The organism is Actinoplanes sp. NPDC051343 (genome assembly GCF_044455125.1).
Taxonomy (GTDB): domain Bacteria; phylum Actinomycetota; class Actinomycetes; order Mycobacteriales; family Micromonosporaceae; genus Actinoplanes.
In genome coordinates, this window is sequence record NZ_JBITEL010000008.1 from 358,297 (window position 1) to 374,671 (window position 16,375).

At 70.3% G+C, this 16,375-nt stretch carries 17 protein-coding genes; 13 read left to right on the forward strand and 4 right to left on the reverse strand.

What is annotated here, in order from left to right; all coding sequences use genetic code 11:
• Window positions 1–245: 245 nt before the first annotated feature.
• The 3 genes from ACIA5C_RS27400 to galE are packed head-to-tail and all read right to left on the reverse strand — an operon-like array spanning window position 246 to window position 2,629.
• Complete coding sequence (locus tag ACIA5C_RS27400; RefSeq protein WP_396059450.1) at window positions 246–470, reverse strand: hypothetical protein; 225 nt, start codon at window positions 468–470, stop codon at window positions 246–248.
• Between the two features lie 29 nt (window positions 471–499).
• Entirely contained in the window at window positions 500–1,642 is a 1,143-nt protein-coding gene (gene galK / locus ACIA5C_RS27405; RefSeq protein ID WP_396059452.1) for a galactokinase, read from the reverse strand.
• A 12-nt stretch (window positions 1,643–1,654) separates the two neighbouring features.
• Entirely contained in the window at window positions 1,655–2,629 is a 975-nt protein-coding gene (galE, locus tag ACIA5C_RS27410) for a UDP-glucose 4-epimerase GalE (RefSeq protein ID WP_396059454.1), read from the reverse strand.
• A 125-nt stretch (window positions 2,630–2,754) separates the two neighbouring features.
• Here galE and trpS point away from each other — a divergent pair, with 125 nt between their 5' ends.
• The 12 genes from trpS to ACIA5C_RS27470 all read left to right on the forward strand — a co-directional run bounded on the left by trpS (window position 2,755) and on the right by ACIA5C_RS27470 (window position 14,271).
• Window positions 2,755–3,777, forward strand: a complete 1,023-nt coding sequence (trpS, locus tag ACIA5C_RS27415; protein WP_396059456.1) for a tryptophan--tRNA ligase — start codon at window positions 2,755–2,757, stop codon at window positions 3,775–3,777.
• 84 nt (window positions 3,778–3,861) lie between these two features.
• Complete coding sequence (locus ACIA5C_RS27420; protein ID WP_396059678.1) at window positions 3,862–4,329, forward strand: 2'-5' RNA ligase family protein; 468 nt, start codon at window positions 3,862–3,864, stop codon at window positions 4,327–4,329.
• A 20-nt stretch (window positions 4,330–4,349) separates the two neighbouring features.
• On the forward strand, window positions 4,350–5,261 hold the full coding sequence (locus ACIA5C_RS27425) for a YihY/virulence factor BrkB family protein (protein WP_396059458.1): 912 nt from the start codon (window positions 4,350–4,352) through the stop codon (window positions 5,259–5,261).
• Between the two features lie 7 nt (window positions 5,262–5,268).
• Complete coding sequence (locus tag ACIA5C_RS27430; RefSeq protein ID WP_396059460.1) at window positions 5,269–5,664, forward strand: hypothetical protein; 396 nt, start codon at window positions 5,269–5,271, stop codon at window positions 5,662–5,664.
• 136 nt (window positions 5,665–5,800) lie between these two features.
• Complete coding sequence (locus ACIA5C_RS27435; protein WP_396059462.1) at window positions 5,801–6,091, forward strand: SCO4848 family membrane protein; 291 nt, start codon at window positions 5,801–5,803, stop codon at window positions 6,089–6,091.
• A gap of 188 nt (window positions 6,092–6,279) precedes the next feature.
• Window positions 6,280–7,380, forward strand: coding sequence for a BMP family protein (locus tag ACIA5C_RS27440; RefSeq protein ID WP_396059464.1), 1,101 nt, complete (start codon window positions 6,280–6,282; stop codon window positions 7,378–7,380).
• 126 nt (window positions 7,381–7,506) lie between these two features.
• Complete coding sequence (locus ACIA5C_RS27445) at window positions 7,507–9,018, forward strand: ABC transporter ATP-binding protein (RefSeq protein ID WP_396059466.1); 1,512 nt, start codon at window positions 7,507–7,509, stop codon at window positions 9,016–9,018.
• A complete protein-coding gene (locus ACIA5C_RS27450) occupies window positions 9,015–10,271 on the forward strand; it encodes an ABC transporter permease (protein ID WP_396059468.1) in 1,257 nt (418 codons plus the stop codon). Before ACIA5C_RS27445 ends, ACIA5C_RS27450 begins: the two co-directional genes overlap by 4 nt.
• 5 nt (window positions 10,272–10,276) lie before the next feature.
• Complete coding sequence (locus tag ACIA5C_RS27455; protein ID WP_396059470.1) at window positions 10,277–11,548, forward strand: ABC transporter permease; 1,272 nt, start codon at window positions 10,277–10,279, stop codon at window positions 11,546–11,548.
• Between the two features lie 34 nt (window positions 11,549–11,582).
• Window positions 11,583–12,293 (forward strand): cytidine deaminase, encoded by a 711-nt coding sequence (locus tag ACIA5C_RS27460; protein ID WP_396059472.1) that lies wholly within the window; start codon window positions 11,583–11,585, stop codon window positions 12,291–12,293.
• 13 nt (window positions 12,294–12,306) lie between these two features.
• Entirely contained in the window at window positions 12,307–13,584 is a 1,278-nt protein-coding gene (locus tag ACIA5C_RS27465; protein ID WP_396059474.1) for a thymidine phosphorylase, read from the forward strand.
• A 6-nt stretch (window positions 13,585–13,590) separates the two neighbouring features.
• A complete protein-coding gene (locus tag ACIA5C_RS27470) occupies window positions 13,591–14,271 on the forward strand; it encodes a DUF4272 domain-containing protein (protein WP_396059476.1) in 681 nt (226 codons plus the stop codon).
• On the opposite strand, the gene ACIA5C_RS27475 is transcribed toward ACIA5C_RS27470, so the two are convergent.
• On the reverse strand, window positions 14,268–15,071 hold the full coding sequence (locus ACIA5C_RS27475) for a putative RNA methyltransferase (RefSeq protein ID WP_396059478.1): 804 nt from the start codon (window positions 15,069–15,071) through the stop codon (window positions 14,268–14,270). The genes ACIA5C_RS27470 and ACIA5C_RS27475 overlap by 4 nt on opposite strands.
• A 26-nt stretch (window positions 15,072–15,097) precedes the next feature.
• Here ACIA5C_RS27475 and ACIA5C_RS27480 point away from each other — a divergent pair, with 26 nt between their 5' ends.
• Entirely contained in the window at window positions 15,098–16,171 is a 1,074-nt protein-coding gene (locus tag ACIA5C_RS27480; protein WP_396059480.1) for an adenosine deaminase, read from the forward strand.
• The last annotated feature ends 204 nt before the right edge of the window (window positions 16,172–16,375 follow it).

The window sequence follows — 16,375 nt, forward strand, 5'->3', positions numbered from 1 at the left end:
TGGGCCGCTTCGGCCGGGCCGAGGGGGCGGCCGCGATGGTCCACCTGCTCGACCGGCCCCGGCCACCCGACGCGGTCTTCCCCCGCGTCGCCCAGCTCGCGGTCGACCTGCTGGCCGAGCGCCTGGGCGACGGGCCGGCCGCCTCCGGGCCGCCCCGTGAGCTGCGCGTCGCCCATCGCCTATTGGCCCGGGAAAGCGCGTCGCCCATCGCCTGCTGGCCCGGGAAAGCACCGTGGGTCGATGAGTTACTCGCGGTCGCCCGGCTCGTCGTCCTCGTCGGGGTGGCGGTCACTGGCGTGCTCGATGGCCTCCATCAGGGGACCGGTGATGTCGCCCGCGGGCACCGCGATCGACTCGCCGTAGCTCTCTTCCGTGCCCCGCTCCGGGGTCGGCGTGGTCGCCGCGCCCGCGAAGCCGGCGTCGTTGGGCTCGTCGTGCTCGGGTGCTTCCTGCTGCGGTTCGCTGGTCATGACCCCGGGGTACCCCGGCAGCGGCCGGCCTAAAGCTTGGTCGCGCCCGGCCCGGCGACCGCGATCCACGAGGTGGCCGGGGTGAAGCCGCGCGCCGCGTAGGCCGCGTCGACGGCGCCGGTGACCTCGGCGGCCCGGTCGGCGTCGATCAGGGCCAGCACGCAGCCGCCGAAGCCGCCCCCGGTCATGCGGGCGCCGTACGCCCCCGCGTCGAGTGCCGCCTGGACCGCCACGTCGACCTGGTCGACCGTGATCTCGAAGTCGTCGCGCATCGACGCGTGGGAGGCGGTCAGCAGCGGGCCGATCTCGCGGACCTTGCCGGCCCGCAGCAGCGCGACCGTGTCGAGGACGCGCTGGTCCTCGGTGACCACGTGCCGGACCCGGCGGCGCATCACGTCGTCGTCCAGCGCGGCCAGCGCGGCCGGGAGGCCGTCGACCGAGATGTCGCGCAGCGCGGGCACGCCGAGGGCCGCGGCCGCCGCCTCGCACGACTTGCGGCGGGCGCCGTACTCACCGTCGACGTGCTGGTGCGGGGCGTTGCTGTTGATCACCAGGATGGCCAGGCCGGCCGCGGCCAGGTCGAACGGGATCTGCTCGACTTCGAACGACCGGCAGTCCAGGAACAGCGCCCGGCCCTCCTGGCAGCGGATCGACGCGGACTGGTCGAGGATGCCGGTGGGCGCGCCGACGTACACGTTCTCGGCGCGCTGGGCGAGCGCCGGCCGCCGGTCGACCGGCAGGTCGAGGCCGCCCAGGTCGGCCAGGGCGGTGAGCACGGCCGATTCGAGCGCGGCCGACGACGACAGGCCGGAGCCGACCGGCACCTCGGAGGCGAGGGCGATGCGGGCGCCCGGCACGTCGAAACCGGCGTCGCGCAGCGCCCAGACGATGCCGGCCGGGTAGCCGGCCCAGCCGCTCACCTCACCCGGCTGGGTGACACCGAACGACACCTCGCCTTCGGCGTCGGTGGAGAAGACCGACCAGGCGCCGGCGGGTGCCGGGCCGACCGCCGCGACCGTACGCTGCGGAAGCGCGAACGGGAGCACGAAGCCCTCGTTGTAGTCGGTGTGCTCGCCGATGAGGTTGACCCGGCCCGGCGCGGCCCACAGGCCGCTCGGCTCGGCGGCGTATTGCGTGCGGAACGCGGCAGCGGCGTCCTCGGCGACGGTCATGCGATGTCCTTTTCAGGCCACGTGGGCGCGGTAGAAGGTCCAGGCGTCGCCGATCATCGCCTGCAGCGTGTTTTTCTGCGGCACCCATCCCAGCTCGTCGCGGGCCTTGGCGGACGAAGCGACCAGGGCGGCCGGGTCGCCGTCGCGGCGGGGCGCCACTTCGACCGGCAGTTCGGCGCCGGTGACCTCGCGGGCCGCCTCGACGACCTGCTTGTTGGAGAAGCCGTTGCCGTTGCCCAGGTTGTAGATCTTGTGCTCGCCGGGGGTGGCCGCGCCGAGCGCCAGCAGGTGCGCGCGGGCCAGGTCTTCGACGTGGATGTAGTCGCGCACGTTGGTGCCGTCGACGGTCGGGTAGTCGTCGCCGAACAGCTGCAGCTTTTCGCGCTTGCCGGCCGCGACCTGCAGGGCGATCGGGATCAGGTGGGTCTCCGGGTCGTGCCGCTCGCCGATCTCGTGACCGTCGTGGATGTAGGCCCCGGCCACGTTGAAGTAGCGCAGCGACACCGCGGCCAGCCGGTGCGCGAACGTCTCCGAGGTCAGCGCGTGATCGAAGGTCAGCTTGGTCGCCCCGTACGTGTTGGTCGGGGCCTTCACCGCGGTCTCGGGGATCGGCAGCTCGAGGGGGTTGCCGTAGACCGCGGCGGTGGACGAGAAGATGAAGCGCGGCACCCGGGCGGCGCGGACGGCGTCGAGCAGGGCGAGCGACTTCACCACGTTGTCGTGCCAGTAGAGCTCCGGCCTGGCCATCGACTCGCCGGCCGCGATCAGGCCGGCGAAGTGCAGCACCGCGTCGAACCCGGCCTCTTCGGTGAGTACGTCGGCCGCGTTCTCGATGTCCTTCTCGACGAAGGTCGCGTCGGGCGCGACGGCCTCGCGGAACCCGGTGACCAGGTTGTCGAGCACGACCACCTGGTGGCCGGCGTCGAGCAGCAGCTGGCTGGTGACGCTGCCGATGTAGCCGGCGCCCCCGGTAACGAGCAGTTTCACGGCATTACTCCTTCGGTCGGACCAAGAATTCCCCACAAACGCTCACAAGTCAACAACTTCAAACATCAGACACTCGGGCCCGGGGGGTTCGCGGGCCGCCCTACGAGACTGACACAATGGCGTTCATGTCCGACGCCGCCCGTCGCCCGCGAGTGCTCTCCGGCATCCAGCCGACCGCCGACTCGTTCCACCTCGGCAACTACCTGGGCGCGGTGCGCAACTGGGTCTCGATGCAGGACACGCACGACGCGTTCTACTGCGTGGTCGACCTGCACGCGATCACCATGGGGCACGACCCGGCGGCCCTGCGCAGCCGCACCCGCATCTCGGTCGCCCAGCTGCTCGCGGTCGGGCTCGACCCGGAGCGCTGCACGCTGTTCGTGCAGTCCCACGTGCCCGAGCACGCACAGTTGGCGTGGGTGCTCAGCTGCATCACCGGGTTCGGCGAGGCCGGGCGCATGGTCCAGTTCAAGGACAAGTCGGCCAAGGCCGCCGACACGACCACGGTCGGGCTGTTCACCTACCCGATCCTGCAGGCCGCCGACATCCTGCTCTACCAGGCCGACCAGGTGCCGGTCGGGGAAGACCAGCGGCAGCACCTCGAGCTGACCCGCGACCTCGCGCAGCGGTTCAACACCCGGTACGGGCAGTCGTTCACGGTCCCCTCGGCGTACATCGTGCGCGACACCGCCAAGATCACCGACCTGCAGGACCCGACGTCCAAGATGTCGAAGTCGGCCTCCTCGCCCAACGGCATCATCGAGCTGCTGGAAGACCCGGCCCGCTCGGCCAAGAAGATCAAGTCGGCGGTCACCGACACCGGCCGCGAGATCCTCTACGACGAGGAGAAGAAGCCCGGCGTCAGCAACCTCCTGACGATGTACGCGGCACTCACCAACCGCGCGATCGACGAGCTACTCGAGCACTACGAGGGCAAGGGCTACGGCGACCTCAAGAAAGACCTCGCCGAGGTGGTGGTCGAGTTCGTCAAGCCGATCCAGCAGCGCACCAAGGCCTATCTGGACGACCCCGGCTACCTCGACAAGGTGCTGGCGGTCGGGGCGGAGAAGGCCCGCGCCGTCTCGGCGGTCACGCTCGCCACGGCGTACCAGAAGGTGGGTTTCCTCAGCCCGGCGCGCGGGGTCTGAGCCGGAGTGGGCGACCCGGTGCGTGAGGCGGACCCGGCGACGCGGATCGGCGTCGCGATCGACATCCCCGACCCGTGGGGTCCGATGCTGACCCGGCGCCGGAGCGAGGCCGGTGATCCGCAGGCGGCGTACACGCCGGCTCACGTCACGCTGCTCGGCCCGACCGAGGTGGCGACGGCCGACCTGCCGGCGATCGAGCGGCACCTGGAAAAGGTGGCGGCCGCCCAGCAGCCGTTCACCATCCACCTGCGCGGCACCGGCACGTTCCGCCCGGTCACCGAGGTGGTGTTCGTGACCCTGGTGGTCGGCATCAGCGAGTGCGAGCTGCTGGCCGAAGCGATCACGTCGGCCGACGAGGTCAGCCGGGAGACCCGGTTTCCCTACCACCCGCACGTCACGGTCGCCCAGGACGTGCCGCCCGAGGCGCTCGACGCGGTGTTCGACGACCTCTCCGGCTTCTCCTGCAAGTTCCCGGTCAGCGCGTTCACCCTGTTCTCGCACGGCGGCGAAGGACCGTGGCGGCCGCGCCGCGACTTCCCGCTGGGCGCCTGAAGTTAAGTTACGGTCGCCCGGTGAACCCGATCGATCGGGCGTACAACGCCGCCGAGTCGCGGATCATGCGAGTGCGCCTGCGCTCCCGCTATTTCGACCACTTCTGCCGGGCCCTGCTGCGCTTCTGGGAGGTGCAGGGTGGACGGCTGGCCGCCGCGATCGCCTACTACGGGTTCTTCGCCATCTTCGCGCTGCTGCTGATCGGCTACTCGGTCTTCGGCATCCTGCTGACCAACAACAAGCAGCTGTTCGACATCGTGCACGACTTCCTCCGGCAGAATCTGCCCTTCCTCGACGTGCGGGCCATCCAGGACAGCGGCCGGACGGTCGGCATCGTCGGCCTCATCGGCCTGACCTTCACCGGCATCGGCTGGGTGGAGTCGATCCGGTCCTCGCAGCGGCTGATCTGGAGGGTTCCCGAGCAGCCCGGCTACATCGGTGTCCGGCAGGCGCTCGACCTGCTCGTGCTGATCGGCATCCTGTTGCTGCTGGCCGCCTCCCAGCTCGCGGTCTACGGCCTCGAACAGCTTCTCGACTGGCTGGCCGGCGGCTGGGTGCTGTCGACGATCAGCCTGCTGCTCACGATCGCGGTCAACATGCTGCTGGCGGCGGCGTTGCTCGCCGCGGTGCCGCGGCTGCGCATGACCGTACGCCGGATGGCGCCCCCGGTCCTGCAGGTCGGCGTCGGGCTGACGTTGCTCAACACGGTCGGCAAGTCGTTCGTCGGCCTGGTGGAGCGCAACCCGGCGTACGGGCTGGTCGGTTCGGCGGTCGGTGTGCTGGTCTATCTCTACGTCTTCAACCAGCTGCTGCTGTTCGGCGCGGCCTGGGCGGCAACCAGCCCGCACGGCCGCGTTGTTGATCTCTCAGCAGACGATAAAAATGCCCCAGTGGGGCAAAATACCTGGATTCGGTACAGCCGCCCGGAATGATGTGCCCGTGGGCTCACTCGTGACGCTGGACCTGCCGCCGGACTCGCCGGTGGCCGACCTGCCCTGGGTCATCACGATCGGGTCGCTCGGCGACGAGGAGGACTGGGAACCGGTGGTCTGCGGGCCCTACGAGCGGGCCCACGCGCTCGCGCTGGCCCAGGCCGTGGTGGCCGACGAGGACCTGCTCGCGGTCGTCGAGCCGCTGCTGCCCCGCCCGGACGCCGAGGCGATCCGCGACGAGATCGAACTGGCGCGGGCGGCGGCCGAGGCGCCGGCCGGCCCGGACGAACCCGAGTTCGACGAAGAGGCGTACGAGACCCGGCGGGTGCGTCCCGGGCGTGCGCCGACCGAGGCTGAGGTACGCGAGGGCTGGGCCCGGATCGCGGCGAGGCTCGCCGGTTGACCGGGCGGCACGAATGTCGCGGGTGGGAGCGTGCGGGCCCGGGCCGGGAGGGGCGGGCGCGGCGACGGCTGGTGCGGGGCGGCGCTCGCCGCGTACCGAAAGCATGCGTGACCGGACCGGTTGAGATAGTGGGGTCATGGTGATCTCGCGGAAGTGGGCCGTCTTCCTGATCGGCGTCGGGGTCTGGACGTGGCTGATCTGGCCGCGGTTCGGGCTGGCGATCTACGACGACGACCGTGCGTTCCGGAACGGGACGCCGACCGCCTTCCTCTGGGTGCACGCGGTTCTGATCGTCGCCTCGCTGGTGATCGGCACCACCGTCGGCGTCTTGGGCATCCGCGCCTGGCGGGCCGGTCGATCGGGCATCGGCCGAGTGGCCGAGGCCGAAGAAATCGTGGCTTCCGGGGCCGGTCGGCCGCAAGATTGACGGCCGGTCGCCGCTCTCACCGGTCAATTCCCGCCGAATCGCACCTGAAGGGCCGGTGGCCGCCGCCGCTTGATAACGGTGCGCCAACAGTCCGGGCGGAATTGCCTCTGCCACTGTGGCCTGCGGTTACGCTCCCGACCTGAAGACACACCCGACGGAGGTCGGGCGTGCAGTGGAAGGAGGGCGTCTTGCGCTCGGTACGTGGGAAGCGGATCGTTGCGATTCTCGCGGCAGGTGGGCTGACGCTCACTGCGGCCGCGTGTGGCAAGGCACCCGATAGCAGCACCGGCAGCACCGGCGGATCGAGCGCCGGCACGACCGCCGCGTTCAAGGCCTGCATGGTCACCGACACCGGCGGCATCGACGACAAGTCGTTCAACGCCTCGGCGTGGGCCGGCATCCAGGCGGCCAAGACGCAGGCCGGCAACGTGGATCCGAAGTACGTCGCCTCCACCGCGGAGAGCGACTACGAGCCCAACCTGCGCGGCTTCACCTCGCAGAACTGCAACTTCATCCTCGCGGTCGGCGGCCTGATGGGCGACGCCACCAAGAAGGTCGCGACGGAGAACCCCAAGTCGCAGTTCGCGATCGTCGACAGCAACAGCACGGCGGCCAACATCTACCCGATGCAGTTCGAGACCGACCAGGCCGCGTTCCTGGCCGGCTACCTCGCGGCGGGCTACTCGAAGAGCGGCAAGGTGGCGACCTTCGGCGGCCGGAAGATCCCGCCGGTCACCATCTTCATGGACGGTTTCGCCGACGGCGTCGCCTACTACAACACCCAGAAGAAGAAGAACGTGCAGGTGCTCGGCTGGGACAAGGCCAAGCAGAACGGCTCGTTCACCGAGGACTTCGCCAGCCCGGCCAAGGGCAAGGCGCTGGCCAGCACGTTCGTCGCTCAGGGGGCCGACATCGTGATGCCGGTCGCCGGTGGCACCGGCCTCGGCGCGGCCGAGGTGGCCAAGAGCTCGGGCGGCAAGGTCGCGATCATCTGGGTCGACCAGGACGGCTGCAAGAGCGCCGCGCAGGACTGCGACGTCTTCCTGACCACGGTCCAGAAGAACGTCACCGACGCGGTGCAGAAGGCCGTCGTCTCCGGTGCCGGAGGCCAGGCGCTGGCCGCCTCCCCGGGCTACCTGGGCAACCTGGAGAACAACGGCGTCTCGCTGGCGCCCTACAACCAGTTCGACAGCAAGGTCGACTCGGGCCTGAAGGGCGAGGTCGACCAGCTGAAGAAGGACATCATCTCGGGCAAGGTCAAGGTCGAGTCGGCCGCCGACCCCAAGTGACGTCTCGCTAGCTGGGTAGGATCCTGGCCGCCGTGCGGCCGCGAAGAACTTTCGCGGCTTCGCGGCGGCCACTCTAATGGTCTTCAAGGTTGGACCGAGGTCGGGGAGATTCCGCTGAGACTCGAATTGCGCGGCATCACCAAGCGCTTCGGCGACCTGGTGGCCAACGATCACATCGACATCACCGTCGAGCCGGGCGAGGTGCACGCCCTGCTGGGCGAGAACGGCGCCGGCAAGTCGACGCTGATGAACCAGCTCTACGGTCTGCTGCAGCCGGATGAGGGCGAGATCCTGGTCGACGGTGAGGCCAAGGTGTTCCGCAGCCCGCGGGACGCGATCGCGGCCGGCATCGGCATGGTCCACCAGCACTTCATGCTGATCCCGGTCTTCACCGTGGCGGAGAACATCGCGCTCGGCGCCGAGGAGACCACCGGCGGCCCGCTCGGCTGGCTCGACCGCCGCCGCAACCGACGCGACGTACTCGAGACCTCCAAGAAGTACGGCCTGCCGGTCGACCCGGACGCCCTCGTCGAAAACCTGCCGGTCGGCGCACAGCAGCGGGTCGAGATCGTCAAGGCCCTGACCCGCGACGTCGACCTGCTCATCCTCGACGAGCCGACCGCGGTGCTGACCCCCCAGGAGACCGACGAACTGCTCGCGGTCATGCGCGGGCTGGCCGAGTCGGGCAAGTCGATCGTCTTCATCACCCACAAGCTGCGCGAGGTCAAGGCGATCGCCGACCGGATCACGGTGATCCGGCGCGGGCGTACGGTCGCGACCGCCACCCCCGACACCTCCGAGGACGAACTGGCCGCGCTGATGGTCGGCCGCGACGTCAGCCTCGAGGTCACCAAGACCCCGGCCGAGCCGGGCGACGAGATGCTCAAGATCAGCAACCTGATCGTCGACGACGAGCGCGGCGTGCGCGTGGTCGACGGCATCGACCTGACCGTGCGGGCCGGCGAGGTGCTCGGCATCGCCGGCGTGCAGGGCAACGGCCAGACCGAACTGGCCGAGGCGCTGGTCGGGCTCCGCATCCCACGCGCCGGCACGATCGAGCTCGCCGGGCAGGACCTGGCCGGCCGCACGACCAAGCAGATCCTCGGCGCCGGAGTGGGCTACATCCCCGAGGACCGCAGCCTCGACGGCGTGGTCAAGGAGTTCACGGTCGCCGAAAATCTGGTCCTCGACATGTACGACCGGGCGCCGTACGGCAACGCGTTCCGGCTCAACCCCTCGGCGGTCGCCGACTCGGCCCGCGAGCGGGTGGAGCGCTTCGACATCCGTACCTCCTCGGCCGAGTCGACCGTCGGCACCCTTTCCGGCGGCAACCAGCAGAAGGTCGTCGTGGCCCGCGAAATGTCCCGGCCGCTCAAGCTGCTGATCGCCGCGCAGCCGACCCGCGGCGTGGACGTGGGCTCGATCGAGTTCATCCACAACCAGATCGTGCACGAGCGGGACACCGGCACCGCCGTGATCGTGATCTCCAGCGAGCTGGACGAGGTCGTCGGGCTGGCCGACCGGATCGCCGTGATGTACCGCGGCCGCATCCTCGCAGTCGTCTCGCCGGACCGCCCGCGCGAGGAGTTGGGCCTGCTCATGGCCGGTGTCGCTGTCGAGGAAGAGGAAAGCGCGTGAGCACCACCGCCGAGGCGCCCCCCGAGCCCGAGCAAAAGCCGGATTCGTTTCTCACGCTGTTCGTGCGCAACCTGTGGTCGGCCAACACCGTCACCGTCACGATCCTGTCGATCGTGCTGGCCCTGGTCATCAGCGCGGTGCTGGTCGTCATCTCCGACCCGCACGTGCTCTCGATGTACTCGTACTTCACCTCCCGGCCGAGCGACGCACTGAGCGCCAGCTGGGGTCTGGTCAGCAACGCGTACTACGACCTGTTCAAGGGTGCGGTGTTCGACCCGCTGTCGTTCCAGAAGTGGTTCGACGGCACCGGCACCTGGCAGAACGCCTTCAACCCGATCTCCGAGACACTGACGTACGCGGCGCCGCTGGTCTTCACCGGCCTGTCGGTCGCGATCGCCTTCCGGGGCGGCCTGTTCAACATCGGTGGCCAGGGGCAGGCCGTCCTCGGGTGCGTGTTGTCCGCGGTGGCCGGCTTCTCCCTCGGCCTGCCGATCGTGCTCAACCTGGTCGTGGCGCTCGTCGCCGGCGCGCTCGGCGGGGCACTCTGGGGGTTCATCCCCGGCTTCCTCAAGGCCCGGACCGGTGCCCACGAGGTGATCATCACGATCATGCTCAACTACACCGCGAGCCTGTTCCTGAGCTGGCTGATCCTGACCAAGGGCATTCAGGACCCGCACCGCAGCGACGCGATCAGCAAGACCATCCACGCCAGCGCGGAGCTGCCGGCGCTGCCCGCCCCGCTGCGGGTGCACCTGGGCATCGTGCTGGCCGTGCTGGCCACGGCCGGCGTGGCCTGGTTGATCAACCGATCCTCGTTCGGTTTCGAGCTGCGCGCGGTCGGCCTCAACCCGACTGCGGCCCGGACCGCCGGCATGAGCGTCGGCCGCACGTACACGATGCTGATGGTGGTGGCCGGGGCGCTGGCCGGCCTCGGCGGCGCGACCCAGGTGCTCGGCACCGCCGACCGGCTCACCGCCCAGGTGGCCGGCAACATCGGCTTCGACGGTCTGCTGGTCGCCCTGCTCGGGCGCAACAAGCCGTGGGGCACCCTGCTGGCCGCGATCCTCTACGGCGGCCTGCGGGCCGGTGGCAACTACCTGCAGACCGACCTGAGCATCTCGGTGCAGCTGGTCACCGTGATCCAGGCCCTGATCGTCGTGTTCATCGCCGCGCCCGCACTGGTCAAGGCGATCTTCCAGCTCCGCGCCGCCCGGTCCGCCCGGCTCGGCGCCTCGATGGCGAAGGGCTGGTGAGCGGGGTGTCCACCGCAACCGTCGAGGAACGCTCCGAGGTCGTCACGGCGCCGGAACCATTCTGGATCCGCCAGCGCCGCCTCGGTGCCGGCATCGCAGTGATCGGACTGATCGCGGCCGCGGTCTTCGGGCCGCTGGCCGAGTCGAATACCGCGCGCTTCACGCTCAGCGAGAACGCCACCGGCGCCGCGCTGAAGCTCAACGGGCAGCTCGGCACGATCGTGTTCGGCGTCATCACGCTGGCGATCGGCGTGCTGATGCTGACCGCCCGGGTCCGCAAGCGCTACAACGCGCTGCTCGTGCTGGGCATCGTCACCTTCGTCGTCTCGTTCCTCTGCTGGCAGGTGGCGGGGAAGTTCCTGCCGCTGGTGGCGACCGCCCGGTTCTCCCTCGAGCTGGCCCTGCCGCTGATCCTCGGCGCGCTGGCCGGTGTGCTCGGCGAACGTTCCGGCGTGGTCAACGTCGGCATCGAGGCCCAGTTCCTGACCGGCGCGTTCTGCGCCGCCCTGTTCGGCACGCTGGCCACCAGCGTGTGGGCGGGCGTGATCAGCGCCATGCTCGGCGGTGTGCTGATCGCGGCACTGCTCGCCGTGCTGGCGATCAAGTTCCTGGTCGACCAGGTGGTGGTCGGCGTGGTGCTCAACCTCTTCGCGGCCGGCATCACCGGCTTCCTCTACGACCGTCTCATGCAGCCCGACGCGGCCAAATACAACCAGCCGCCGCACCTCGCCGAGATCAAGGTGCCCGGCCTGTCCGACATCCCGCTGATCGGCCCGGTGCTGTTCCACACCAACGTGCTGGTCTGGCTGGCGCTGATCCTGGTCTTCGTCATCCACTTCGCGCTCAAGCGCACCCGGTGGGGCCTGCGCACCCGGGCGGTCGGCGAGCACCCGGTCGCGGCCGACACGGTCGGCGTGCGGGTGCGTGGACTGCGATACACGAACGTGCTGCTGGGCGGCCTCGTCGCCGGCGCCGGCGGGTCGTACTTCACGCTGATCTCGAGCGACGCGTTCAACCAGAACATGACCGGCGGCCTCGGCTACATCGCGCTGGCCGCGCTCATCTTCGGTCGGTGGACGCCGTTCGGGGCGCTCGGCGCGGCCCTGTTCTTCGGCTTCACCCAGGAACTGGCCAACTACCTGAGCGTGGTCGGCAGCCCGGTGCCCAACCAGTTCCTCAACATGCTGCCCTACCTCGCGACCATCGTCGCGGTGGCCGGGCTGGTCGGCCGGGTGCGGGCCCCGAAGGCCGACGGTGTGCCGTACGTCAAGAGCTGAGCCCGCGGCCCGCGGGGTGGTGCACAATCGGCGCATGGAGATCGACTGGGCCGGGTTGCGTGCGCAGGCCATCGAGGCCATGCGGCACGCGTACGTCCCGTACTCCGACTTTCCGGTCGGGGTGGCGGGGCTGGTGGACGACGGCCGGGTGGTCGTCGGCTGCAACGTGGAGAACGCCTCGTACGGCGTCACGCTGTGCGCCGAATGCGGATTGGTCAGCTCGCTGATCGCGACTGGCGGCGGGCGGCTGGTGGCCGTCTCCTGCGTGGACGCCAACGGCTCGCCGCTGATGCCCTGCGGGCGTTGCCGGCAGCTGCTCTGGGAACACGGCGGGCCGCAGTGCATCGTCGAGGCGCTGCCCCGGCCGTTGAGCATGGCCGAACTGCTGCCACACGCGTTCGGCCCGGACGACCTGGACAAGGTCACCGGCCCGGCGTCCGGCCACCAGGTGCCGACCGAACTGGCCCGGTGGCGGGGGCGGGGCACCGTCTTCGTGCACCCCGACCTGCACGGCGGCGAGACGGTGTGGACCGGTTACTGGGAGCGGTCGGGTGGCAGCCCGGCCGAGAGCGACGCCGACAAGGGCGTCCTCGAGGAGGGGCCCAACTTCCCCACCACCACCGAAGCGGTGGCCTGGGGGCAGGTCCGCACGCCACGGATCGTGGTGGTGGACGCCGACGGCGGCCTGACCTGGGCCGGCGAGGGAGAACCGCCGGAGGGCATCCCCGCCCGGTGGCAGGGATAGGTAGGGACACGAGATGAGCGAGTTCGCGGCGGTCGACGTCATCCGGGCCAAGCGGGACGGCGGCGAGCTGAGCGACGCCCAGATCGACTGGGTCGTCGACGCGTACACCAAGGGCGTGGTCGCCGACGAGCAGATGTCGGCGCTGGCCATGGCGATCCTGCTGCGCGGCATGACGCCACGGGAGATCGCCCGGTGGACCGCCGCGATGATCGCCAGCGGCGAGCGGCTCGACCTTTCCTCGGTGACCCGCCCGACCGCCGACAAGCACTCCACCGGCGGCGTCGGCGACAAGATCACGTTGCCGCTGACGCCGCTGGTCGCGGCGTGCGGGGCCGCCGTGCCCCAGCTCTCCGGCCGCGGCCTCGGCCACACCGGCGGCACCCTGGACAAGCTGGAGTCGATTGCCGGCTGGCAGGCCACGATCGGCAACGACGCGTTCAAGAAGCAGCTGCAGGAGGTCGGCGCGGTGATCTGCGCGGCCGGTGAGGGCCTGGCCCCGGCCGACCGCAAGCTCTACGCGCTGCGCGACGTCACCGGCACGGTCGAGGCGATCCCGCTGATCGCCAGCTCGATCATGAGCAAGAAGATCGCCGAGGGCACCGGCGCGCTGGTCCTCGACGTCAAGGTCGGCTCCGGCGCCTTCATGAAGGACCTCGACGCGGCCCGCGAGCTGGCGTCGACCATGGTGCGGCTGGGCACCGACAGCGGGGTACGGACGGTCGCCCTGCTCACCGACATGAACACCCCGCTCGGCCTCGCGGTCGGCAACGCGGTCGAGGTGGCCGAGTCCCTCGAGGTGCTGGCCGGCGGCGGACCGGCCGACGTGGTCGAGCTGACTCTGGCCTTGGCCGGGGAGATGCTCGAGGCGGCCGGTCTGGAGGCCGACCCGGCGGCCGTGCTCGCGTCCGGGCGGGCGATGGACACCTGGCGGGCGATGATCCGGGCCCAGGGCGGTGACCCGTCGGCGCCGCTGCCGGTGGCCAGGGAGAACGAGGTGGTGCGTGCCTCCCGCGCCGGGGTGGTGGAGTCGGTCGACGCGTACGAGATCGGTCTTGCCGCCTGGCGGCTCGGCGCCGGGCGTGCCCGCAAGGAGGACCCGGTCAGTTTCGGCGCCGGGGTTCTTCTTCGTGTGCGGCCGGGCGACCGGGTCGAGGCCGGCGACGTGCTCCTGGAACTGCGGGCCGACGACGCCGGCCGCATCCCGCCGGCCCGCTCCGTCGCGGCGGGGGCGATCGTCGTCGGCGAGCGGGCGCCCTCTACTACAAACCTTCTTCTCGACCGCATAGCCTGACGCACCATGACGAAGGCCGCACCCGATCCGCGCGCCGTTCGCGAGGCCAGCCTCGACGAACTGGAGCGGCTCGGCCTGCCGCTGCCCCCGCCTGGTTTCCCGCTGGTCTGGGAGCCGGGCGACACCATCGAGCTGCGGCCCACGCTCGACCTGGAGGCTCGCGCGGCGATCCTGCACGTGGTGGTGGCCCGGTGCTTCGGCATGCCGACCGAGCTCGCGATGGGCTGGATCCTCGGATCGCACCTGGTCGATCTGGTCACGCCGCCGGAGTGGGAGTTCGTTATCGGGGCCAAGGGCGACCACCGGTCCTTCGTGCTGCATCACGACGCGGTCTTCGCGCTGGCCTGGCTGCTCGGCCTGGCCCGGCACCTCGACCCGACCGCTCCGCCGGAGGACCGGCTGATGTCCCAGATGCCCGATCTGCCGGCTGGTGAGACGTTCGGGCAGTGGCGCTCCCGGTCGCTGATGTCCCCGCGAGATCCGGTCGAGGCGGTCGTGCTGCTCGACCTCTACTACTGCCTGGACTGGGCGTTCCAGGAGGCCCAAGCGGCGGGCGCACCGCTGCCGGGCGAGATCGACTCCAACGCGATCGGGCAGCGGAGGTGGGCGCTCGAGTGGGCGGTCGTCTTCCGCGGGCCCTATCACGAACAACCCGCCGAATGGGAAGAGGTCGACCTTTCGGTCTAGGCCGCCTTCCGGTACGCCGTGACCACTACCGCCGCCGTCACGCTGCCCGCCTCGTCGGGGCGGGTCTCGGCCGGCACGTGATGTGCGTTCGGTGTCATGCCGATCAGCGTGCGCACCTCGGATCCGGTCAGCTCCAGCCGGCGGCGCAGCACCTTGCTCTCGACAGCCGCGAAGTGGTCGCCGAGCGACTCGGCCACCCGGTTCGCCTTGTCCGGGTCGACGTGGATCAGCCCGTGCGCCTCGATCAGTTCGGCGAGATGGTCCGGGGCCGGCGTCACGACCAGCAGCCGGCCATCCGGTTTCAACACCCGATGGAACTCGGGGCCGTTGCGGGGCGCGAAGACGTTCAGCAGCAGTTCGGCCGACGCGTCGGCGATCGGCAGCGGCCGCCAGAGGTCGGCCAGTACGGCTGCGGCCCGGGGGTGAGCCCGGGCGGCCCTTTTCAGTGCGGCTTTGGAGACGTCGACGCCGAGGCCGGTGCTCCCCGGGTTTCCGTCCAGCGCTGCCGCCAGGTAGTAGCCGGTGCCGGTGCCGGCGTCGACCACGAGCCCGTTCCTCCGATAGCCGGCCAGGTCGTCCGCTATGAAGGCGTAGTGCCCGGCCGACAGGAACGTCTCGCGGTCGGCGACCATCTCCGCCGTGTCACCGGAGTAGGGCACCCGGCCGTTGGACAGGTTGGCATATCCCTGCCTGGCCAGGTCGAACAGGTGCCCTTCGGTGCATCGAAGGGACCGGTCGGCGCGGGACAGGGGTTGTTCGCAGACCGGGCACCGCAGGTACGGCAATGCTCCGTCGATCATTCGTTCCCTGCCTCTAGGCTCTTCTGATGGCCGCCATTGAACATTCCGACATCGTGAAGGCCCCGAAGGCGCTCCTGCACGACCACCTGGACGGCGGCCTCCGGCCGGCGACCGTCGTCGAGCTCGCCGACGCCGTGGGGCACGAACTGCCGACCACCGACCCGGCCGCGCTGGGCGACTGGTTCGTGGCCGCCGCCGATTCGGGCTCGCTCGAACGTTACCTGGAGACCTTCGCGCACACCGTCGCCGTGATGCAGACCGAGGAGGGTCTGCACCGGGTGGCCCGCGAGTGCGCGCTCGACCTGGCCGCCGACGGCGTCGTCTACGCCGAGGTCCGCTACGCGCCCGAGCAGCACCTGGAGGGCGGCCTCACGCTCGACCAGGTGGTCGAGGCGGTCGATGCGGGTTTCCGCGACGGTTGCGCCGAGGCGGCCGCCGGGGGCCGGGTGATCCGGATCGGCACGCTGCTGACCGCGATGCGGCACGCCGCCCGGTCGCAGGAGATCGCCGAGCTGGCGGTCCGCTTCCGGGACACCGGGGTGGTCGGGTTCGACATCGCCGGCGCCGAGGCGGGTTTCCCGCCCACCCGCCACCTGGACGCGTTCGAATACCTCCAGCGCGAAAACTTCCACTTCACCATCCATGCGGGCGAGGCCTTCGGGTTGCCGTCGATCTGGCAGGCGATCCAGTGGTGCGGAGCCGACCGCCTGGGTCACGGAGTGCGCATTGTGGACGACATCACCGGCCGACCGGCGGTTCTCGGGCGGCTCGCCGCTTATGTTCGCGACAAGCGGATTCCGCTGGAACTCTGCCCGTCGTCGAACGTGCAGACCGGTGCCGTCGCCTCGATCGCCGAGCACCCCATCGGACTTCTGCACGACCTGCGTTTCCGGGTGACCGTCAATACCGACAACCGGCTGATGAGCGGCACCTCGATGTCGCGGGAGATGACCCTGCTGACCGAGGCGTTCGGCTGGGGGTGGGCCGAGCTCCAGTGGCTGACCATCAACGCGATGAAGTCCGCGTTCATCCCGTACGACGAGCGGCTGACGATCATCAACGAGGTGATCAAGCCGGCGTACGCGAAGTTGATCGCCTAGAGCTGGCACAAACTGGGCTACAGCACTTCAGATATGCCTATTCGGCGCCGGTACTCATCCGTTCGGTCAGAATGGTGCCTACAAACACTGCAAAAACCGGCATCTCACCTTGCCGTGCGGCGCGTACCGCGCCATCGTCTCTCCTGCCGCGATCCACTACGATCGGGCGCGATCGGCAGGCCCCACCCCCCGCCGCGCCGATCG